The organism is Pseudoalteromonas sp. S1727, assembly GCF_005886375.1.
In the GTDB taxonomy this organism is placed as follows: Bacteria; Pseudomonadota; Gammaproteobacteria; order Enterobacterales; family Alteromonadaceae; genus Pseudoalteromonas; species Pseudoalteromonas haloplanktis.
Window position 1 is genome coordinate 21,343 of sequence record NZ_PNDT01000061.1, and the last position, 18,754, is coordinate 40,096.

The 18,754-nt window shown below is 40.6% G+C and carries 17 protein-coding genes; 10 read left to right on the plus strand and 7 right to left on the minus strand.

Going from position 1 to position 18,754, the window contains the following annotated elements:
* The first annotated feature begins 69 nt into the window (after positions 1–69).
* Together CWB85_RS14390 and CWB85_RS14395 are read left to right on the plus strand one after the other, a co-directional pair.
* Positions 70–486, plus strand: a complete 417-nt coding sequence (locus tag CWB85_RS14390; protein ID WP_016707192.1) for a VF530 family protein — start codon at positions 70–72, stop codon at positions 484–486.
* A gap of 309 nt (positions 487–795) precedes the next feature.
* The gene (locus CWB85_RS14395) at positions 796–2,934 is read left to right on the plus strand and encodes a methyl-accepting chemotaxis protein (RefSeq protein WP_138555265.1); all 2,139 of its coding nucleotides are present in this window, start codon (positions 796–798) and stop codon (positions 2,932–2,934) included.
* A 65-nt stretch (positions 2,935–2,999) separates the two neighbouring features.
* On the opposite strand, the gene CWB85_RS14400 is transcribed toward CWB85_RS14395, so the two are convergent.
* On the minus strand, positions 3,000–3,809 hold the full coding sequence (locus CWB85_RS14400) for a sulfite exporter TauE/SafE family protein (protein WP_016707194.1): 810 nt from the start codon (positions 3,807–3,809) through the stop codon (positions 3,000–3,002).
* Positions 3,810–4,369: 560 nt separating this feature from the next.
* Between CWB85_RS14400 and CWB85_RS14405 the strand changes: the two genes are divergently transcribed.
* Complete coding sequence (locus tag CWB85_RS14405) at positions 4,370–5,344, plus strand: DUF1852 domain-containing protein (protein ID WP_138555266.1); 975 nt, start codon at positions 4,370–4,372, stop codon at positions 5,342–5,344.
* Positions 5,345–5,397: 53 nt separating this feature from the next.
* Positions 5,398–6,444 (plus strand): methionine synthase, encoded by a 1,047-nt coding sequence (locus CWB85_RS14410; protein ID WP_138555267.1) that lies wholly within the window; start codon positions 5,398–5,400, stop codon positions 6,442–6,444.
* Between the two features lie 76 nt (positions 6,445–6,520).
* Here the strand turns inward: CWB85_RS14410 and CWB85_RS14415 are convergent, their stop codons facing one another.
* The 5 genes from CWB85_RS14415 to CWB85_RS14435 form a co-directional block, all read right to left on the minus strand.
* A complete protein-coding gene (locus CWB85_RS14415; protein ID WP_138555268.1) occupies positions 6,521–6,940 on the minus strand; it encodes a hypothetical protein in 420 nt (139 codons plus the stop codon).
* Between the two features lie 128 nt (positions 6,941–7,068).
* Entirely contained in the window at positions 7,069–7,500 is a 432-nt protein-coding gene (locus tag CWB85_RS14420) for a DUF3859 domain-containing protein (protein ID WP_016707198.1), read from the minus strand.
* Between the two features lie 30 nt (positions 7,501–7,530).
* Positions 7,531–9,354 carry a protein kinase domain-containing protein gene (locus tag CWB85_RS14425; protein ID WP_138555269.1) on the minus strand — a complete coding sequence of 608 codons (1,824 nt, stop codon included), beginning with the start codon at positions 9,352–9,354 and terminating at the stop codon, positions 7,531–7,533.
* Positions 9,355–9,559: 205 nt separating this feature from the next.
* On the minus strand, positions 9,560–10,486 hold the full coding sequence (locus tag CWB85_RS14430; protein ID WP_138555270.1) for an electron transfer flavoprotein subunit alpha/FixB family protein: 927 nt from the start codon (positions 10,484–10,486) through the stop codon (positions 9,560–9,562).
* A complete protein-coding gene (locus tag CWB85_RS14435) occupies positions 10,487–11,236 on the minus strand; it encodes an electron transfer flavoprotein subunit beta/FixA family protein (protein WP_016707201.1) in 750 nt (249 codons plus the stop codon).
* Positions 11,237–11,432: 196 nt separating this feature from the next.
* On the opposite strand from CWB85_RS14435, the gene CWB85_RS14440 reads away from it, so the two are divergent.
* The 5 genes from CWB85_RS14440 (at position 11,433) to CWB85_RS14460 (ending at position 17,084) form a co-directional block, all read left to right on the plus strand.
* Positions 11,433–13,079 carry an electron transfer flavoprotein-ubiquinone oxidoreductase gene (locus CWB85_RS14440; RefSeq protein WP_138555271.1) on the plus strand — a complete coding sequence of 549 codons (1,647 nt, stop codon included), beginning with the start codon at positions 11,433–11,435 and terminating at the stop codon, positions 13,077–13,079.
* 98 nt (positions 13,080–13,177) lie between these two features.
* Complete coding sequence (locus CWB85_RS14445) at positions 13,178–13,648, plus strand: acyl-CoA thioesterase (protein ID WP_029216019.1); 471 nt, start codon at positions 13,178–13,180, stop codon at positions 13,646–13,648.
* A gap of 234 nt (positions 13,649–13,882) precedes the next feature.
* Positions 13,883–14,455: an outer membrane beta-barrel protein gene (locus CWB85_RS14450; RefSeq protein ID WP_016707204.1), complete on the plus strand. Its 573-nt coding sequence runs from the start codon at positions 13,883–13,885 to the stop codon at positions 14,453–14,455.
* 109 nt (positions 14,456–14,564) lie between these two features.
* On the plus strand, positions 14,565–15,269 hold the full coding sequence (gene tsaA, locus CWB85_RS14455) for a tRNA (N6-threonylcarbamoyladenosine(37)-N6)-methyltransferase TrmO (RefSeq protein ID WP_016707205.1): 705 nt from the start codon (positions 14,565–14,567) through the stop codon (positions 15,267–15,269).
* 90 nt (positions 15,270–15,359) lie between these two features.
* The gene (locus CWB85_RS14460) at positions 15,360–17,084 is read left to right on the plus strand and encodes a proline--tRNA ligase (RefSeq protein WP_138555272.1); all 1,725 of its coding nucleotides are present in this window, start codon (positions 15,360–15,362) and stop codon (positions 17,082–17,084) included.
* A gap of 74 nt (positions 17,085–17,158) precedes the next feature.
* On the opposite strand, the gene CWB85_RS14465 is transcribed toward CWB85_RS14460, so the two are convergent.
* Positions 17,159–17,557, minus strand: coding sequence for a DUF3304 domain-containing protein (locus tag CWB85_RS14465; RefSeq protein WP_171039020.1), 399 nt, complete (start codon positions 17,555–17,557; stop codon positions 17,159–17,161).
* Between the two features lie 104 nt (positions 17,558–17,661).
* Here CWB85_RS14465 and CWB85_RS14470 point away from each other — a divergent pair, with 104 nt between their 5' ends.
* Positions 17,662–18,501 (plus strand): UDP-2,3-diacylglucosamine diphosphatase, encoded by an 840-nt coding sequence (locus CWB85_RS14470; RefSeq protein ID WP_138555274.1) that lies wholly within the window; start codon positions 17,662–17,664, stop codon positions 18,499–18,501.
* Positions 18,502–18,754: the final 253 nt, after the last annotated feature.

Genomic DNA, 18,754 nt, shown 5'->3' on the forward strand with positions numbered 1-18,754 from the left:
TTTGTTGTATCAAATTAGCGTGATAAAAATTATAATTCTTTTAACAGATTTTAGAAAAAGAGTGTAATCATGAGTAATGAAGATTTATTCAGCAATAACCCATTGCAAGGTGTAAAACTTGAGCAAGTTGTATCAGAGTTAGTTGATCAATATGGGTGGGAACTGTTACATGCTTATCTACAGCTAAACTGTTTTAAAAATAACCCTGATATTAAATCTGCTGTTAAATTTTTACGTAAAACCCAATGGGCACAAGATAAAGTTGAAAATTTTTACTTATATCGCCTAAAAAATTTACCTAAGCCTGATGATGTTCAATATCAGTTACCACCTCGCGACCGTGTTATTCCTGAAGATCATAAACCTGGCGAGCCTTGTGAACTTAGCTTTAGTGATGCCAAGCGCATTCAAGCAAAAAAAGAAGCGAAAGATCGTGCTCGAACCCGCAAACAGCGCTCAAGTGCGAGTAACCCTTGGGGTAATTAACACACAACAGAGACAATGAACAACTCAGTGCTTGCGTTATACATTGTCTCTGCCTTCCTGCAATCCCCTTTAAACTCCCCTTCATTCATACTATTTACTCTGTAACAGTGCAGAAATACACGCGAAGCACCAAAATAGTGCGAGTGTACTTTCATCTTCACCAATTAATTTATAAATCATCTATAAATAACAAGTTTATAAGATAGTAATTGTTGTATTAGCAGCATTTCCTGTAATTTCTACTTAATTTATATACATGGTCAACTTCTTGCTTTACGTCTATTGCACTGATTTATAAAGGAGTAATAGGTGAAGTCTGTATCGATGTTTTTAAGTAATAAAGAACTGTCGTGGTTACCCTACTTTGGCAGCAATGGAAAAATAGCATTAGGTATAGCCTGCTATTTAAATCGTCATAGAACAACATTTATTCGCAATACCTTTGAAGGCATCGCAAATACCCGACTTGAATTGCTACTTGATTGGACAAATAGCCAGTGGCATTTTTTAACCACTATTGCCAACGAAGTTCACTTAACCGAGAATAATTTAGACAGTGCTAGTTTAGTAAATAAACTAAAGCAATCTAATGACATTACAGAACTATTTACTATTGATGAACAAGGGCACGTACTCGCATCAAGCCATAGTGCACATGTTGGACAAAATAACTTATCTAAAGCTGCTATTACAGCTGGATTTAAAGAACGTTTTTTACATGGCCCATACAGCGACCCATTAACTAAAACATTAGGCCCACGCTCATCTAAATTTCATGATGCTGTTACCTTAATGTTTTACTTGCCGATTGAATTAGCCAATAACCATAAAGTTTGTTTATGTGCACGAATTCCAAACGATGTGATCGGGGATTTAATTCAACGTGAGGCAGGCCATATTTATCAAGACTCTGGTGATAACTATTTGTTTATGGTCAAAGCAAATTTTGATAATTCGATCACACCAGGCACAGCACTTTCTCGCTCTCGATTTGAAGACCGAACATTTTCGCTTGGTGATAATTTAAAAGATGGCGTTAAAACAAACTGGGGTGTTATAAAAATAAAGGAACACACAGAATTAGAATTGCGCTTTACCGATCCTGCAACTAAACAATTGCACCCTGGCGTTCGAGAAACAATCCGCCAAGGGCAAAACTTATTTGTAAACTATCCTGGCTACTCTGATTATCGACATATCCCTGTTATTGGCAAAGGCATCACCTTTACTCTTCCAGGCTCTCACGATCACTGGGGAATGATGTGTGAAGGTGATTTAGAAGAAGTTTACCGAGGGCGGTCTATTAGTTTTAACCTTGTTACCCTGCATACTATTATTAATGCAGTTGTCGCTAGTATCGCCCCCCTATGTCATGAAGTGTTCGGACTCAGCTGGTCTACCTCATTAAGTATTGCTGCAGCATCTTTAATTGCATCCAGTGTCTTATTCGCAAAACGAGGACCTAGCCGCTTAGCGCGACGCTTGCAAAAAATGACGGATGTGATCAGGGGGATCGCAGAAGGTGGTGGAAACTTAAAGCAGCGTTTAGACATTACCCGTTTGCCAAATGATGAAACCGGTGAATTAGGACGTTGGACAAATAGTTTTATAGACAGTTTAGATAGGACGGTCGGTAAAGTGATCAAGGTCTCGCAAGAAGTACGCGAAGCCAAAACTGTGCTTGTGACTAAACAAGATGAATTTAGTAACAATGCCAACATCGTACTTGCTGAAACGCAAAAACTACTAAAACGATTAGAGATCCAACTTGCAAATATCCAAGGAGCTACCAATGAAGTTGAAGATATTCGTGATAATTTAGAGGCCGCTGCAAAGCAAAGTGTTGAGCGTTTTCAAACCATCAGGCAACAAACTCAAGGGATACACACATCAATAGATAGCTCAGCAAAAACAATTAATGGCTTACATAGTCATGTGAATAATGTTGGCTCTGTGGTTGGCATGATAAGCCAAGTGGCCGATCAAACAAATTTATTAGCATTAAACGCGGCTATTGAAGCAGCCCGAGCAGGTGAACAAGGTCGAGGTTTTGCTGTCGTTGCCGATGAAGTGCGAAATCTTGCTGGCAGAACTGCAGAAGCAACCACTGAAATTAGCCAATTGATTAGTAAAATTCAAGACAGTGCCAAACAGTCAGTGGAAATAATGCAAGCCAGTATGCAAAGTGTTGAACAAGATATGTTGTCTACGCAAGATATAGTACATGATGATAAACAGCTTAATGTTACTTTAAATCATATGTTAGCGACCTTAAGTGATATAAACCAAAAAGGCACAGAACAATTGCAAAGTGCGCGTCAAGTTAATCAAATAAGTTCTCTATTACAAACCTCTTTAGATGATGTCCGCTTAGGCACAAGTTCGGTAGATAGAAGTGCAACTGAACTCGAGCGCCTTATTGCACGCTTTGAGGTAACCACTAAATGATAAAACTTCTATCGTTACCAGTTTTATCATCAAAACTGGTAACAAGCATAAATAGAGATTTGTTATTAATACAGGATCATTTTCACAGCGGTTGCTAACAATAAAGTAGCGAAGATTTTTTTTATCAATGACACTGGTAGGTAATGAGTGGCTTTGGCCCCTAATGGCGCGGTAAACCAAGATGTGCAAATAATTCCAAACAATGCAGGTAGATAGACAAAGCCAGCGAAACCATCAGCAAGTGTGTACGTCGTGATGCCTGAGCTGATGTAACCTACTGAACCAAATAACGCAATCACGATACCGCAAGCAGAAGCGCAGCCAATGGCTTTTTTCATATTTACGCTGAAGAAGGTTAATAAAGGCACGAGCAACGCGCCACCGCCAATACCTATCATTGCAGATACACCACCCGTAAGGGTTGTTAAAATAGTTAATAAGCCTTTATTAGGCAGTGTACGCTCTTGTGTTGTATTCCCTTTACTACTGAAAAACATTTTAATCGCAATCAGCACCACAGTAACTGCAAACACAATTCGAACAGTTTTTTCCGGTAATAATGCTGCCAAAAAACCGCTAATTAGTGCACCAAGCGCGACTCCTGTCATTACCCAAGGGGCAAGCTCCCAAGGTACATTGCCGTTTTTATGATGCGCAATTGCCGATGACGTTGAGGTGAAAAGTATTGACGCTAATGAAGTAGCAATTGCAACAAGAACAACATGCTCTGGGGGTAACACATTAAAGTGAAGTAAAATAATGCTCAATACAGGCACAATAACCAAGCCACCACCAATACCTAGTAAACCAGCTAAAAACCCCACTCCGCTGCCTAATAACGCACAGCACACAACTAACACGAGCAATTCATTCATTCCGTTATTCTCTTTTTTTCAGGGCAATCATCCTAGATGAAAGCAGTTATAAAGCGGCTAAGTGAGCTTTCACAGAAGCTATCACCCTACTGCTGAACAATAATAACAAGCTGTCAGGCGATTGCGGCTAACTCACTACATAAGTGCCAGTATATCAATATAAGCCTTGGCCAATTATATTTTTGACTTAGATAAGCCCTGAATAATCTTCATGTTTTAAATGAAATAAATACAAGTTAAACATCTAGAGCTTTAGATGGCTAATTTAGCATTTATGTTTTTAGATAATATCGATCACAATTTACAACCAAATAGAAGTCACTTTAATGCCCATGAATATGGCTCATGTTTTAGGTGAAATTAAACCGTTTTTCTTCATGTACCGATCAACGTATAAATACCTCAACGCTTACACGTTACACAGAGCAACATAGTGTTATGACGCCTCTAGGAAAATAGTTGTTCTGTTTAACGAGTTACTCATAGTTAGCTTACTAGCTAAAGAATTTGAACATTGAGCAAGGCTCACGTTTTAAACTAAATATGGATACTCGAACACGATGAATACAGATTTTAAATTTACTATTAAAAGCATTTGTCTTGATGAAAACTATCAGCCAGCACAAAGTACACGTATCACCACTAACTTTGCTAATCTAGCTAGAGGCAGCTATCGTCAAGCTAACTTGCGCAACGCTTTAAAAATGATTGATAACCGCTTTAATGCCCTAGCCCATTGGGATAACCCTAAAGGCGACCGTTATTCTGTTGAGCTTGAAATTATTTCTGTGGATATGGATATTGCAGGCAGTGGTGACAGCTTCCCATCAATTGAAGTATTAAAAACCAATATCGTTGATCATCAAACAAATAAACGCATTGAAGGTATTGTTGGCAATAACTTTTCCTCCTACGTGAGAGATTACGATTTTAGCGTACTACTACAGGCCCACAATAAAGGGAAATCAAGCTTTAGTATCCCTGATAACTTTGGTGAGTTGCACGGCAAACTATTTAAATACTTTATTAACTCTGATGTATATAAGCAGCACTTTAAAAAACCACCGGTTATTTGTTTAAGTGTGTCAGATAACAAAACCTATCATCGCACTGAGAATCATCACCCGGCATTAGGCGTTGAATATCAGCCAAATGAAAGCTCTTTAACTGAACAGTACTTTAAAAAGATGGGCTTACAGGTTCGCTATTTTATGCCTGCAAACAGCGTTGCACCGCTTGCATTTTATTTTGTTGGCGATTTATTGAATGATTACACTCACCTTGAGTTAGTCAGCACCATCAGTACGATGGAAACGTTTCAAAAAATCTATCGTCCAGAAATTTATAATGCCAATGCAGTGGCGGGTAAATACTATCAACCCAATTTAAAGAACTTAGATCACTCATTAACACAAATTGTGTATGACCGCGAAGAGCGAAGCAAACTAGCAAGTGAACAAGGCAAATTTGCAGAGCAGCATTTTATAAAACCATACCAAACTGTGCTTGAGCAATTCTCTGCAAGCTACGCCTAAGCATAAAGCTTGATCGCGATTAAAATTAAATTATAAAGACGGCATGACTAATTATGAAAACCAGTACAAACAAAATTCTATTACCGACATCCACTGCAGGCAGTTTGCCAAAACCAACATGGCTTGCAGAGCCAGAGACGCTTTGGTCACCTTGGAAACTTCAAGGTGATGAATTAACTGACGGTAAGAACGATGCACTACGCATCTCTTTACACGAACAACAACATGCAGGTATTGATATTGTTAGTGATGGTGAGCAAACCCGCCAACACTTTGTCACCACCTTTATTGAGCACCTAAATGGCGTAGACTTTGAAAACCGTAAAACAGTGAGAATTCGTAACCGCTATGATGCTAGTGTGCCTACAGTAGTTGGTCCTGTTAGTCGTATAAAACCGGTTTTTGTCGATGATGCTAAGTTTTTACGCAGCCAAACCAAACAGCCAATAAAATGGGCACTACCAGGCCCTATGACCATGATTGATACACTTTATGATGACCATTATAAAAGCCGAGAAAAACTTGCTTGGGAATTTGCCAAAATTCTGAATCAAGAAGCCAAAGAGTTAGAAGCCGCCGGTGTTGATATAATCCAATTTGATGAGCCCGCGTTTAATGTGTTTTTTGATGAAGTAAATGACTGGGGAATTGCCTGTTTAGAAAGAGCCATTGAAGGTCTCAAATGCGAAACAGCCGTGCATATTTGTTACGGTTACGGTATCAAAGCCAATACAGATTGGAAAAAAACCTTAGGCTCAGAATGGCGCCAGTACGAAGAAGCGTTTCCAAAGTTGCAGCAATCTAATATCGATATAATTTCATTAGAGTGCCATAACTCGCATGTGCCAATGGAATTACTTGAGCTTATTCGTGGTAAAAAAGTAATGGTAGGCGCCATTGATGTTGCAACCAACAGCATAGAAACGCCAGAAGAAGTCGCCAACACGCTCCGTAAAGCCCTGCAATATGTAGATGCAGACAAACTCTATCCTTGCACTAACTGTGGTATGGCACCGCTTCCTCGCGCAGTTGCCAGAGGCAAGCTCAATGCATTAACAGCAGGCGCAGAGATCATCCGCAAAGAGTTAGCAGCCGGTTAAGGGGATTACTGACGAGGTATGTTAAACGAGGCATGATTTCTGCCTCGTTTTTTTGCAGGAAGCTTTTATTAACCCGTTACAGGCTGTGCCATTGCTGCTTTAGCCCTATCAAATGTATAACACCTAAAGATAAACAAATAACAGAACTACAACCCCAAAACTCAGGAGAGCGCCCCATTGGTGAGCTAATAAGAACAAAGCCAGCAATCCCTCTAACTAAATATATTGTTGTTATTAGTATCAGCACCAAGCGCACTAAAGGCAGTTTTAAAATAAGCCCTGCCGCAGAAAAGGCATACAATGACCAAGTTGCAAGCACAATAAAAATAGCCAAAGTTATTAGCGTTGGCTGAATATTACCTTGCGCAGCCAGCTGAGCCATTTGCTCACCTGCGCCAAAAAATCGATACCAAGGTGCGCCAAAATAAATACAGCCTAAATGCAGGATTGCAGCAATAGCACTCAATGTGCCCGCAACGATTAAAAAAATATTCATGTAAATAAACCTCCGTGTAAGCGAATGCGATTTATAGTGTCATTTAATTAAATTTAGGAGAAAAATAATAACGTACCATATATAAATACGCATTAGCTAAAATCCTAAGCTTGCTTACTATAAAAATATCAATAGCCGCGCTTTTGCCAAAATTCTATTTCAGACATAGACTCTTGCTCAAATACTGTAAATGTCTTATCGGCTATTAACTTACCGTTTAGCTCTATCGTCATACGCCAATCACCAGTTTTATTGGCTATTGGCTCCCACAAGGTATCGCCTAGGTAAAAGTGCCAGTCGTTATCTTTAACATATTCAAAACCATCAAACGGTGGCATCACCTGCCCATCAGTATCAGGTATATCTGGGTGGTAAATGCAATAGTGGAGTTTTTCGCCTTTGGCTTTTTTTATATTAACAATTAAACCAAATTCAATATCGAGTTTAGCGGGTACTTTATTAGTAAAAGATTGAATTTGAGGTAACTCTTTTGACGATGAGTCCCAATGACTATAAATACCATAACTTTGTAAGGTGATCTCAGGCTTATTTTTTGCCATCGCTGTCCTCGTTTAATAATACTTTAACTATTAAGCGTCATAACGCTTAGGATCTTTCGGAAAGAATAATTCGGGTTGTTTATCACATAAACCAAATTCACGGGTGTTTTTGTAAGGTAACTTCATAAACCCAGCAACCCCTACATCGGTAATACTGACCGCATATTGCATGAGCTTATTGAGCAAGCGTTTAAATTCAACTTCTTTACTGGCATCAAGCAGGCGGTAGTAATGGTGAATTTTCATTCTATCAGGTAGAGCTTCAAAAATAATGCAGCCGGTGTGATGAATTTGATTTAGTTCAAATACACACTTTATGACTTTTTTAGGTAGCTGCAGTTGTTCATCGGGATCTTTACCGTCTTCAAAGTATGAATGCGGGCGCGTAACATCTGAGCTTGCTAAGTTCATCACTTCATAATCAAGCTCGGGGAGTTGTTCAAATTTAAATGCCCCTGTGCCATCGCGCTCTAATTGAATCGTTTTTCGAGCATCAAATAAACAGCATTTAAATAAGCCTTTTTGGCTAATACCCTGAGCTAACATTACCGTATTATTAATTGCTTGGGTAAAAGCTGACCCTAAACTTTCGTCATGCATTATCAGTGACGATTCAATAAATAAAGAATCTTCTTTCCAATGGAAACTCAATCCCCCTACTACGGGGTATTTTGCCAAACGACTAATTGAAGCTAAAAAGGCTTTTTCGGTATCGCCGGTATCAAACAAAAACTCTTTATAATAACGGTCAAGTTGCGCATCATTTACATCAAGTAATTGCTGCTTATGATCGGCTTGGCGTAAAAACTGTTTTCGCGAGCTATATACCACCGTATCTGGAAGTTCATCAGCGTTGCCAAACCAAAATGGGATCTGCGCCCTCATATCATCCGCTAAATTTAATTCTGGTAAATACGCTTTTGCCATACTAGGCATATTGCGCATAAAGTAATCGCCGGCGCCATCGCGGATAGTTTTATCCTTTGACAACATGCCGTCAATCACTTTTGCCAGCTCCATAGGTAAACCCAGCGAACTTGCGGGGATCACTTGCGCACCAAAACGACATGATTGTGCTGAGGCAAGTGCATAAAGAGTCGATGCAACGCCTTGTTCATCAAAACGGGGGGAGGATTTGGCGCCCGACATTTGTTCATCACCAATAAAGTACACATCGCCCATACGGGCATTCGTGGTACTAATATCTCCCGACATTAAATCCATAATATTACTGGCTATTGGATTTGCGTCACTATCTAGTTGTGCGTAAACAGAGCTGCCCCAATCCACCAGCGATAATCCACGGCTTGTTTCATCCCAGACTAAGTTTGAAGGTTTAATATCGCCGTGAACAATTGGCTGCGGATTTAAACCATTTTTATGACTACGTAAATCTATCAGTACATTGCGAAGCTTTAAAGCGAGATCGGTGATCGCTGCTGCGCTAAAGCGGCCCTTCTTGAGCGATATTTTTTCTAAGTCTTCACCCATAGCACGGGCCATCATTAAAATGCCCTGCTTTTTTATTCGCTCAAAAGCATAAAACTTAGGTACTAATGGATTATCAACTTGCGAGAGCATAAATGCTTCATCTTCAAGACGATCACGCACACTTTGTGCAAGAGTAATACGAGAGAACTTAAACACCCAAGGTAGCTTTTGATGATCAAGCCCAGCAAACACAAAACCAAACGCACCAGAGCCGATCATTTCGACCTCTCGATAGCCTAAATTAGTTAGCTGCTTAATGCAGATATTAAGCCATTGACGATGTTTCTTTGCATCGTGGTGAGAAAGCAAATAGACCGACTGCTCTTCATTTATATAAAAATTGCGGATCTCTTTGCTTTTCACTGCTGGGTCTCAACGTATTTGAATAAATTTAAGATGCTTATAAGGTAACCCGCTGATTATTCATTTTTTAGCTGTAAATTTCTAGTCATTAACAGCAATAGCTTAGCGTGAGCTGATATTTTGTGCAAAGAAGCCATAAAAAGAAAAAAAGCTGCGTGATCAGCGAACCAATCACAACAGCTTTTAACAACCAGAATAAGGTAGATTAGAGCGCTTGTTCAAGCTCTGGTAGTACGTCAAATAAATCTGCGACTAAGCCATAATCTGCTACTTGGAAAATCGGCGCGTCGGGGTCTTTATTGATTGCAACTATCACTTTTGAATCTTTCATGCCCGCTAAATGCTGAATTGCACCACTAATACCAACGGCAATATATAAGTTAGGGGCAACAATTTTACCTGTTTGGCCTACTTGCATATCGTTTGGTACAAAGCCCGCATCCACCGCGGCGCGTGATGCACCAATTGCAGCGCCAAGTTTATCGGCAATGCCATGCAATAATGAGAAATTCTCACCGTTTTGCATACCACGGCCACCTGAGATCACCACATGTGCAGCGGTTAATTCTGGGCGCTCAGATTCAGTTTGCTCAACACTAACAAAACTGCTTAATTCACTGCTAAATACCGCATCAATCGTGACACATTCAGCCGGTGCTTGCGTACCTTGCAGATCAAAGCTACTTGCACGTACAGTGATGACTTTTTTACTATCAAGTGATTTTACAGTTGCGATGGCATTACCAGCATAAATAGGTCGTTTAAAGGTATCGGCATCAACCACATCAATAATTTCTGAAATTTGTGCAACATCAAGTAAAGCAGCCACTCGCGGCATAAAGTTTTTACCGGTTGTGGTCGCACTGGCAACAATATGAGAGTAGTCAGCAGCCAGTGATACCACTAAATCTGCAATGTTCTCAGCCAATTGCTGAGCATATTCACTGTTATCTGCGATAAGTACACTATTCACACCTTCGATACTGGCAATCTGTTCACTCATCGGTGCAACACTTTCACCAGCGACGAGCACATTCACAGGAAAACCAAGCTTTAGCGCCGCATTAATCGTTTTTGATGTTTCAGGCTTTAAAACGCCATTATCATGATCAGCAATAACTAATGTTTTCATTTAAATCACCTTCGCTTGAGTTTTTAACAAATCAACTAACTGCGCTACGTCGTCAACAATAATACCGCCACTGCGTTTAGCAGGCTCATTCACTGCAACAAGTTGGATGCGTGGTGTTAAATCAACACCTAGACTGTCTGCTGCAATCACCTCAAGCGGTTTACGCTTTGCTTTCATAATATTAGGTAATGACGCATAGCGTGGTTCATTCAAACGTAAGTCAGTTGTCACAACGGCTGGCAGTTTTAACGCCACCGTTTGTAAGCCGCCATCTACTTCACGCGTCACATTTACAGTACCATTGCTAACATCTACTTTTGAAGCAAATGTACCTTGCCCACGGCCTGTCAATGCAGCCAGCATTTGCCCGGTTTGGTTGTTGTCAGAATCGATTGACTGCTTACCTAAAATCACTAGCTCAGGACTTTCTTGCTCTACAATCTTGGCAAGTAACTTTGCAACGTGAAGTGATTCTAGCTTTTCGTCCGTTTCAACATGAATGGCTTTATCTGCGCCGAGTGCCAGCGCAGTACGTAATTGTTCTTGCGATGCTTTAGTGCCAATGGTTACAGCAACGACTTCGGTTGCAGTGCCCGCTTCTTTTAGACGAATAGCTTCTTCAATGGCTATTTCGCAAAATGGGTTGAGTGCCATTTTTACATTGGTTAGATCAACGTCGCTGTTATCTGCCTTAACGCGTGCTTTTACGTTGTAGTCGATGACTCTTTTTATTGGAACGAGAACTTTCATAGGAACTCCATAATTATTTAAACCTACAAGCTAACGTGTACGTCAACCTATTTATTTTATGAATTCAGACTACTTCCTGTTGACGTAAACGTCAACCTAAAATAACCTTAAACTATTCACAGCCTGTAACGTTTCATTTGCAAGTATGAAATGGCCTTAGTCAAAGGTACGGCTCCGTCACACACAAGAGGTTATTATGGTCGAACGCGAAACCATGGAATTTGATGTCGTCATCGTAGGTGCAGGCCCTGCTGGGCTCTCTACTGCGATCCGATTAGCGCAGCAAGCTCAACAACAAGATCAAGAATGTATGATCTGCGTGGTTGAAAAAGGCTCTGAAGTTGGCGCTCATATTTTATCTGGCGCAGTATTTGAAACCACTGCACTTGATGAGTTACTGCCTAATTGGCAAGAATTAGGGGCGCCCGTTACAACTAAAGTAACTAATGATGAAATTTATTGGTTTAATAACAAAAATAAAGCGACGGCAATCCCTCATTTTGCAACCCCGAAAACATTTCATAATGACGGCAATTATATTGTGTCGATGGGTAACGTGTGCCGTTGGCTGGCAGGGCAAGCTGAAAACCTTGGGGTTGAAATTTTTCCTGGCTTTAGCGCGCACTCGCTCATTATTGAAGATGACACCGTCAAAGGCATAGTCACCGGCGACATGGGCCTTGATACCGACGGCAATGAAAAAGACGGCTTTATGCCAGGTATGGAGCTTCGAGCTAAATACACCGTTTTTGCTGAAGGTTGCCGTGGTCATTTAGGGAAGCAATTAATCAACCAGTTTGCCCTTGATAAAGATGTATCAGTTCAACACTATGGTTTAGGTTTTAAAGAAATTTGGCAAATTGATCCTGCAAAACACAAACAAGGCACCGTAGTGCATGGCACGGGTTGGCCATTAACTGGCGATACTAACGGTGGCTCCTTTATGTACCACAGCGAGAATAATCAAGTTGTGGTTGGCTTAATTGTTGATCTTAATTACAGTAATCCACATTTGAGCCCGTTTGATGAGTTTCAACAAATGAAACATCACCCTATCTTTAAAGACGTACTTGAAGGTGGCGAACGGATTGCTTATGGCGCTCGGGCAATCACTAAAGGTGGCTTACATTCATTACCAAAAATGCACTTCCCGGGTGGTTTGCTGGTAGGTTGTGATGCGGGCACACTAAACTTTGCCAAAATAAAAGGTAATCATACAGCGATGAAATCAGGTATGGTTGCTGCTGAGGTTATTTTTACCGCGCTTGAAAACCAGCAACAGCATACTGACTTGGTTGATTACAGCGACGCATTTGAACAATCATGGGCGTATAAAGAATTACACCAATCGCGTAATTTTGGCCCAGTAATGCATAAACTCGGTAAGTTTTTGGGCGGCGCTTACAATACGCTAGATCAAAATTTATTCGGCGGTGGATTACCGTTTACCTTTAAAGACAACACCCCTGACTATGCAACCTTGGTTGATAAAAGCCAAGCACCACAACTTAGTTATCCAAAAGCTGATGGTCAATTAAGCTTTGATAAGCTGTCATCGGTGTTTTTATCTAATACTAATCATGAAGAATCACAACCGTGCCATTTAAAACTTAAAAACGCGGCTATTCCAATTGAAGTTAACTTAGTTAAGTTTGATGAGCCAGCTCAACGCTACTGCCCAGCTGGCGTGTATGAAGTTCAGCAGATTGAAGGTAAAGATGAGTTTGTGATCAACTCGCAAAACTGTGTGCACTGTAAAACCTGCGATATTAAAGATCCTAGCCAAAATATTACTTGGCTGACACCAGAAGGCGCTGGTGGACCTAATTACCCGAATATGTAATTACTTTTAATTTTAAACAAATCCTAAATTGCAGGGGGCTTCGGCCCCTTTTTTGCGCTATGCTCAATAATAACTGTTTAATAACTATGAGTAAGTTTATGCCGTCGTCGAGTGTTATATTTCGTTTTTTAGCTGAGCCCACTGATGTTAACTTTGGTGGTAAAGTCCATGGGGGCGTGGTCATGAAATGGATTGACCAAGCAGGTTATGCCTGTGCAGCGGGTTGGAGTGGTCGTTACTGTGTCACCGTCTCTGTTGCGGGTGTTAAGTTCAGGCGCCCTATTCTCGTTGGTCAAATTGTTGAGGTTGAAGCAAAAATTGCTCATACCGGAAAAACCAGTATGCAAATTTTTATTCAGGTACGCTGTGGCGACCCAAAAACCGGTAACCTCGTTGAAACCAATCACTGCGTAATAAGCTTTATTGCCATGGATGAAACCGGTTACCCCGTTGCCGTGCCTGCATACACAGCCGTCAGCGATGAAGATAAGAAAATCGAAAACTATGCAATTAAAATGAAAGAAATTGCTATTGAAACCGAAACACTCTTGCATAAATCAGAACCATAACCCCATAACTTTGCTCGCTGCGTAAAATCTACATAGCAGTGAGAAATCATTTCTCTGACGAAACTGAATGGGTGCTTAGATAGCACCCATTTGTATGAATTCCCGCCTAAAAACAGCACTTTATGCTTATTATTTAAACAAAAACCGACTGGCACGGACAATGCTATATATAAAATGAAATGAACTAAACCAACGCTAAATTGCGTTATTTTTATTTTGTAAAGGAGCTATTAAATGATTAAAGCAATTTCACTTTCTGCAATTTCACTGGCATTACTTGGTTTCAACAATGTAGCCCAAGCAGACACCACGAACATGGATTACCCACGTGTGTACACAGGTATTGGTTACGGCCAATATTCATTTCAGTTTGAAGACTCTGAAAACGACATCGATTTCGACGATGATTCACAAATGCTCAAAGGCTATGTCGGTACGCAATTTAATAAGTACCTGAGCTTAGAGCTTGCCTATCAAAACTTTGATGAAGTAAGCGATATCGACAGTTACGCCGAAGTTGATGGTGTATCATTAGCCGCTCGTTTAGCTGCCCCTATTACAGAAAGCTTTTCTGTATACGCTAAAGGTGGTTGGCTAGAGTGGGATGCTGAAGTTACCAGCGATCTTCCTGCTATTGGCGAGATCTCCGCTGATCAAAGTGGTGGCGACGTTTTCTACGGTGCCGGTATCGAATACGCATTTACCACAAATATGCAAGTGCGTTTAGAGTATGAACGCTACGAACTAGAAGATGACTTTGACCCAGAAATGGATGTCGCCTCTGTATCATTCCAGTATATGTTCTAGATACTGTCCACACTCATATCACAAGTTATTTGACCGTAAAGGCAGCTTCAAGCTGCCTTTTTTGTTGTTAGCGGTTAGAATGACATATCTTTCACTGTAATTGAGTCCCATGAGCGATTATCAACTGACGGCCATCGGCCATATACACTCTCCTTATAAACAAAAATTTGCCATCCCCCGTCAACCTCGCTTAGTGCCACAGGCCAAAGCTAAATTGGTATTCACAGCAGATTTTAACCGTGAAGAGTTTGTGCGTGGGTTAGACGAATTCAGCCATATATGGCTACTTTTTCGTTTTCATGAAACCGCAGACAAAGGCTATTCAGCAATGGTGAGGCCACCACGACTTGGTGGTAACGAGCGCAAAGGCGTATTTGCTACTCGCGCGACTTTTAGACCAAATGCAATCGGTATGAGTGCTGTCAAACTAGAGGGCATTGAATATAAAAATGGTCAGTTAAGTTTATTATTGGCTGGCATAGATTTACTCGACGGCACACCAATTTTAGACATTAAACCTTACTTGCCATATTCAGATGCGATGATTGAAGCTACAGCAGGTTTTGCCGATACTCGCCCAGAAACCGATATGACCGTTGAATTTAGCCAAGCAAGCTTGGATTTTATTGCAAAACAGCACAGCTATCCCGAGCTGCAAGACTTTATCAGTAATGTATTAAAACAAGATCCGCGCCCAGCTTACAAAAAGCAGTATGATGGCGAACAAAGTTATGGCATGACATTGTATGATTTTAATATTCGTTGGCAGGTAAATGACAGCCATAACTACGTCAGCAGTATAGAAAAAAACTAGAAAAATACACTTAGCGCTTTAGTGTAAAAGCAACCGCTGCTAAACTTAGCGCTTATTGAAATAATAACTTTATAACTATCGGAAATAACCATGCGTACCAGTCAATATATACTCGCAACACTGAAAGAAACACCGTCTGATGCTGAAATCGTTTCACATCAATTAATGCTACGAGCGGGTATGATCCGTCGTGTAGCGTCAGGTCTTTATACTTGGTTGCCCTCTGGTTTACGCGTGTTACGAAAAGTAGAAAACATCGTTCGCGAAGAAATGGATAAAACAGGTGCAATTGAAATGCTGATGCCTGTCATTCAACCAGCTGACTTATGGGAAGAATCAGGTCGTTGGGAGCAATTTGGTCCTGAATTAATGCGCTTTACCGATCGTCACAATCGCGAATTTGCACTTGGTCCAACCCATGAAGAAGTGATCACCGACTTTGTGCGTAAAGAGGTCAGCTCTTATAAACAGCTACCACTGACATTATACCAAGTACAAACTAAAGTACGCGATGAACGCCGCCCTCGTTTTGGTGTAATGCGTGCCCGCGAATTTACTATGAAAGATGCCTACTCATTCCACCTGACTGATGAATGTTTAGACGCTACCTATCAAGCAATGCATAAAGCATACTGCAATATTTTTGAGCGTTTAAACTTGGATTACCGCCCAGTTATAGCTGATACAGGTTCAATTGGTGGTAGCGTATCGCATGAGTTCCATGTTCTAGCCGAATCAGGTGAAGATGCCATTGCCTTTAGCGATGGTAGCGATTACGCAGCCAATATTGAAAAAGCTGAAGCATTAGCGCCTAGCGAAGAGCGCCCTGCTGCAACAAAAGAATTAAAAGCATTCCCAACGCCTGACGCTAAAACCATCGAAGAGCTTAAAAAGCATTATGGTGTAAAACCTCATCGCGGCGTAAAAACCCTGATTGTTTACGGCACGCCAGACGAAAACGGTCAGCGTGGCTTAGTAGCATTAATTATACGCGGCGATCACGAACTCAACGAGTTAAAAGCTGAGAAACACCCATTAGTTGACTCACCACTTGAAATGGCCAGCGAAGCAGACATCGTTGCCGCTATTGGTGCAAAACCTGGTTCATTAGGTCCTGTTGGTTTAACTATGCCAATTATTGTTGATAGAACGGCTAACGTGATGGCCGACTTTGTAGCAGGCGCAAACAAAGATAACGAACACTACAGCGGCATTAACTGGGATCGCGACGTCACAGGCTATGAAGTTGCCGATTTACGTAACATTGTTGAAGGTGATCCTAGCCCATGTGGCCAAGGTCACTTACAAATTAAACGTGGTATTGAAGTGGGCCATATATTCCAACTCGGTACTAAGTACTCAGAAGCGATGAAAGCCGGTGTGTTGAGTGAATCAGGCAAAAACCAAATTATGACCATGGGTTGTTATGGTATTGGTGTATCACGCATTGTAGCCGCTGCTATTGAGCAAAATAATGATCAATACGGGATTATTTGGCCACAACCAATCGCACCATTCGATATTGCTATTGTGCCTATGAATATGCATAAATCGCATCGTATTCCTGATATCGCAAACAACCTTTATGATGGTTTGAAAGGTGCAGGTTTAGACGTGTTATTTGACGACCGTAAAGAGCGCCCTGGTGTTATGTTTAACGACATGGAACTACTTGGTGTGCCATTTACCTTAGTGATTGGCGAGCGCAACCTTGACGAAAACAAAGTTGAGCTTAAAAACCGTCGTACCGGTGAAAAGCTAATGATTGATATCGATACAGCAGTTGCAGCTATAAAAGCGGCTATCAACGCTTAATAATGACAGCAATAGCTTAATAAAAGACCGCTTAAATGCGGTTTTTTATTTTATAACACTCAATACCAAGAGCCTTATAGAGTAAACGGTAAAATTTCAGCGTTTATCTTTCCTACGCTACTAAGTTTTACAATCACACGGTAGTGTTTGGTACTATCATCAAATTGCGCATACTCTAACACTAGCTGCTGAGTATAATTTCGCCCGTCTTGCTGCCAATTAACGGTTAAATCCTCACCACTGTACCATTTTGACGGAAAACCAGTACCGCAACTATTTTGTGGCTCAATGAGGCTACATGAAACCTGGTTACCTGCTGGGCCAACTTTCAGTTGCACATTTGTCATCGCTGATGTGCCGACATTTTCAAACTCTAAACCATTCACTTGTAATTTAACGGGGGTAACAAGCTGACAACCAAGTCCTGTTGTAGCTGCCAATAATGTTAAGCCGATATTTTTTATCATGGTCATTGTCTAGTCCATTTATTCATTGTCATAGATGTTTAGTCAAACAGTCGTATAAACGTCATTTAAGTTGCTTAACTTTGTTGTTATTACACCGTGAGTAAATACCTATGAACGATACCGAAAAAAGCGATAAAAAGCACTATCCCGCCGTTTGGATCTCCGATGTACATTTAGGCTATAAAGATTGTAGAGCTGATTACCTGCTCGATTTTTTAAATAGTATTGAATGTGAAACCCTCTATTTAGTGGGCGATATTGTTGATTTGTGGTCAATGAAGCGAAACTTCTTTTGGCACCCCAGTCACTATCAAGTATTAGCCTGCATTCAAGCTATGGCCGAGCAAGGAACGCGCGTAATTTATATTCCCGGCAATCATGATGAAACATTTAGGCAATACGTCAATAACAGCTTATTTGGTATTGAAGTTCATCAGCAATTTATCCACACCACCAAAGCCAATAAACGCTTTCTACTCGTTCATGGTGATGATTTTGATTCCGCCACGCGGTATAACAAGTTAATTAGTATTGCAGGTGATGCGGGCTATGACTTGTTGTTATTTTTAAATCGTTGGACTAACCGCATACGCCGTTTATATGGTGGTAACTATTGGTCACTTGCATCATGGATCAAAGCGCGTGTTCACAAAGCCCGAGAAGCCATAGAAGCATTTGAAAATGCCGCAATCCATGAAGCCAAAAAACAAGGTGTTGATGGGATAATCTGCGGCCATATCCACCATCCACAATTAAAAGTTGTTGATGGCATTGTTTATTGTAATGATGGTGATTGGATAGAAAATTGCACTGCGTTAGTTGAGCAAGAAAATGGCCGAATTGAGTTACTGCATTGGTCAGAAACTCAAAAAGTAATTAACTCCGCAGATATCGCCTCGATCGATAAGCTAACAACTGCCGCAACGGCGAAAGCAAAAACAGCAGCTTAACATAAGCTTCACGGCTGTGGGCTAGAAAACTCCAGCCGTGTTAGTTATTTACAATAGCGCTCAAATACTTAATTTTGTATTTAATTTAAAAATATTAATACCAATCGTGTTAAGTTACTGACCATTTATAGCGACAGGTAAATACAGTGATAACAAGGCAGAAATTTTGACATGTAGTTGTTCTGCATGAAAAATTTATAAAGCAGTTAGCGCTTTATTTAGCCCGCTAGAATGGTTAAGTATTTAAGTTTAT

Coding starts and splice junctions, on each gene's coding strand:
- CWB85_RS14465 (WP_171039020.1), bottom strand. CDS start 17,557: ATGACCATGATAAAAAATATCGGCTTAACATTATTGGCAGCTACAACA.
- CWB85_RS14415 (WP_138555268.1), bottom strand. CDS start 6,940: ATGAATATTTTTTTAATCGTTGCGGGCACATTGAGTGCTATTGCTGCA.
- CWB85_RS14405 (WP_138555266.1), top strand. CDS start 4,370: ATGAATACAGATTTTAAATTTACTATTAAAAGCATTTGTCTTGATGAA.
- CWB85_RS14400 (WP_016707194.1), bottom strand. CDS start 3,809: ATGAATGAATTGCTCGTGTTAGTTGTGTGCTGTGCGTTATTAGGCAGC.
- CWB85_RS14420 (WP_016707198.1), bottom strand. CDS start 7,500: ATGGCAAAAAATAAGCCTGAGATCACCTTACAAAGTTATGGTATTTAT.
- tsaA (WP_016707205.1), top strand. CDS start 14,565: ATGAGCGATTATCAACTGACGGCCATCGGCCATATACACTCTCCTTAT.
- CWB85_RS14450 (WP_016707204.1), top strand. CDS start 13,883: ATGATTAAAGCAATTTCACTTTCTGCAATTTCACTGGCATTACTTGGT.
- CWB85_RS14435 (WP_016707201.1), bottom strand. CDS start 11,236: ATGAAAGTTCTCGTTCCAATAAAAAGAGTCATCGACTACAACGTAAAA.
- CWB85_RS14430 (WP_138555270.1), bottom strand. CDS start 10,486: ATGAAAACATTAGTTATTGCTGATCATGATAATGGCGTTTTAAAGCCT.
- CWB85_RS14390 (WP_016707192.1), top strand. CDS start 70: ATGAGTAATGAAGATTTATTCAGCAATAACCCATTGCAAGGTGTAAAA.
- CWB85_RS14460 (WP_138555272.1), top strand. CDS start 15,360: ATGCGTACCAGTCAATATATACTCGCAACACTGAAAGAAACACCGTCT.
- CWB85_RS14440 (WP_138555271.1), top strand. CDS start 11,433: ATGGTCGAACGCGAAACCATGGAATTTGATGTCGTCATCGTAGGTGCA.
- CWB85_RS14470 (WP_138555274.1), top strand. CDS start 17,662: ATGAACGATACCGAAAAAAGCGATAAAAAGCACTATCCCGCCGTTTGG.
- CWB85_RS14410 (WP_138555267.1), top strand. CDS start 5,398: ATGAAAACCAGTACAAACAAAATTCTATTACCGACATCCACTGCAGGC.
- CWB85_RS14445 (WP_029216019.1), top strand. CDS start 13,178: ATGCCGTCGTCGAGTGTTATATTTCGTTTTTTAGCTGAGCCCACTGAT.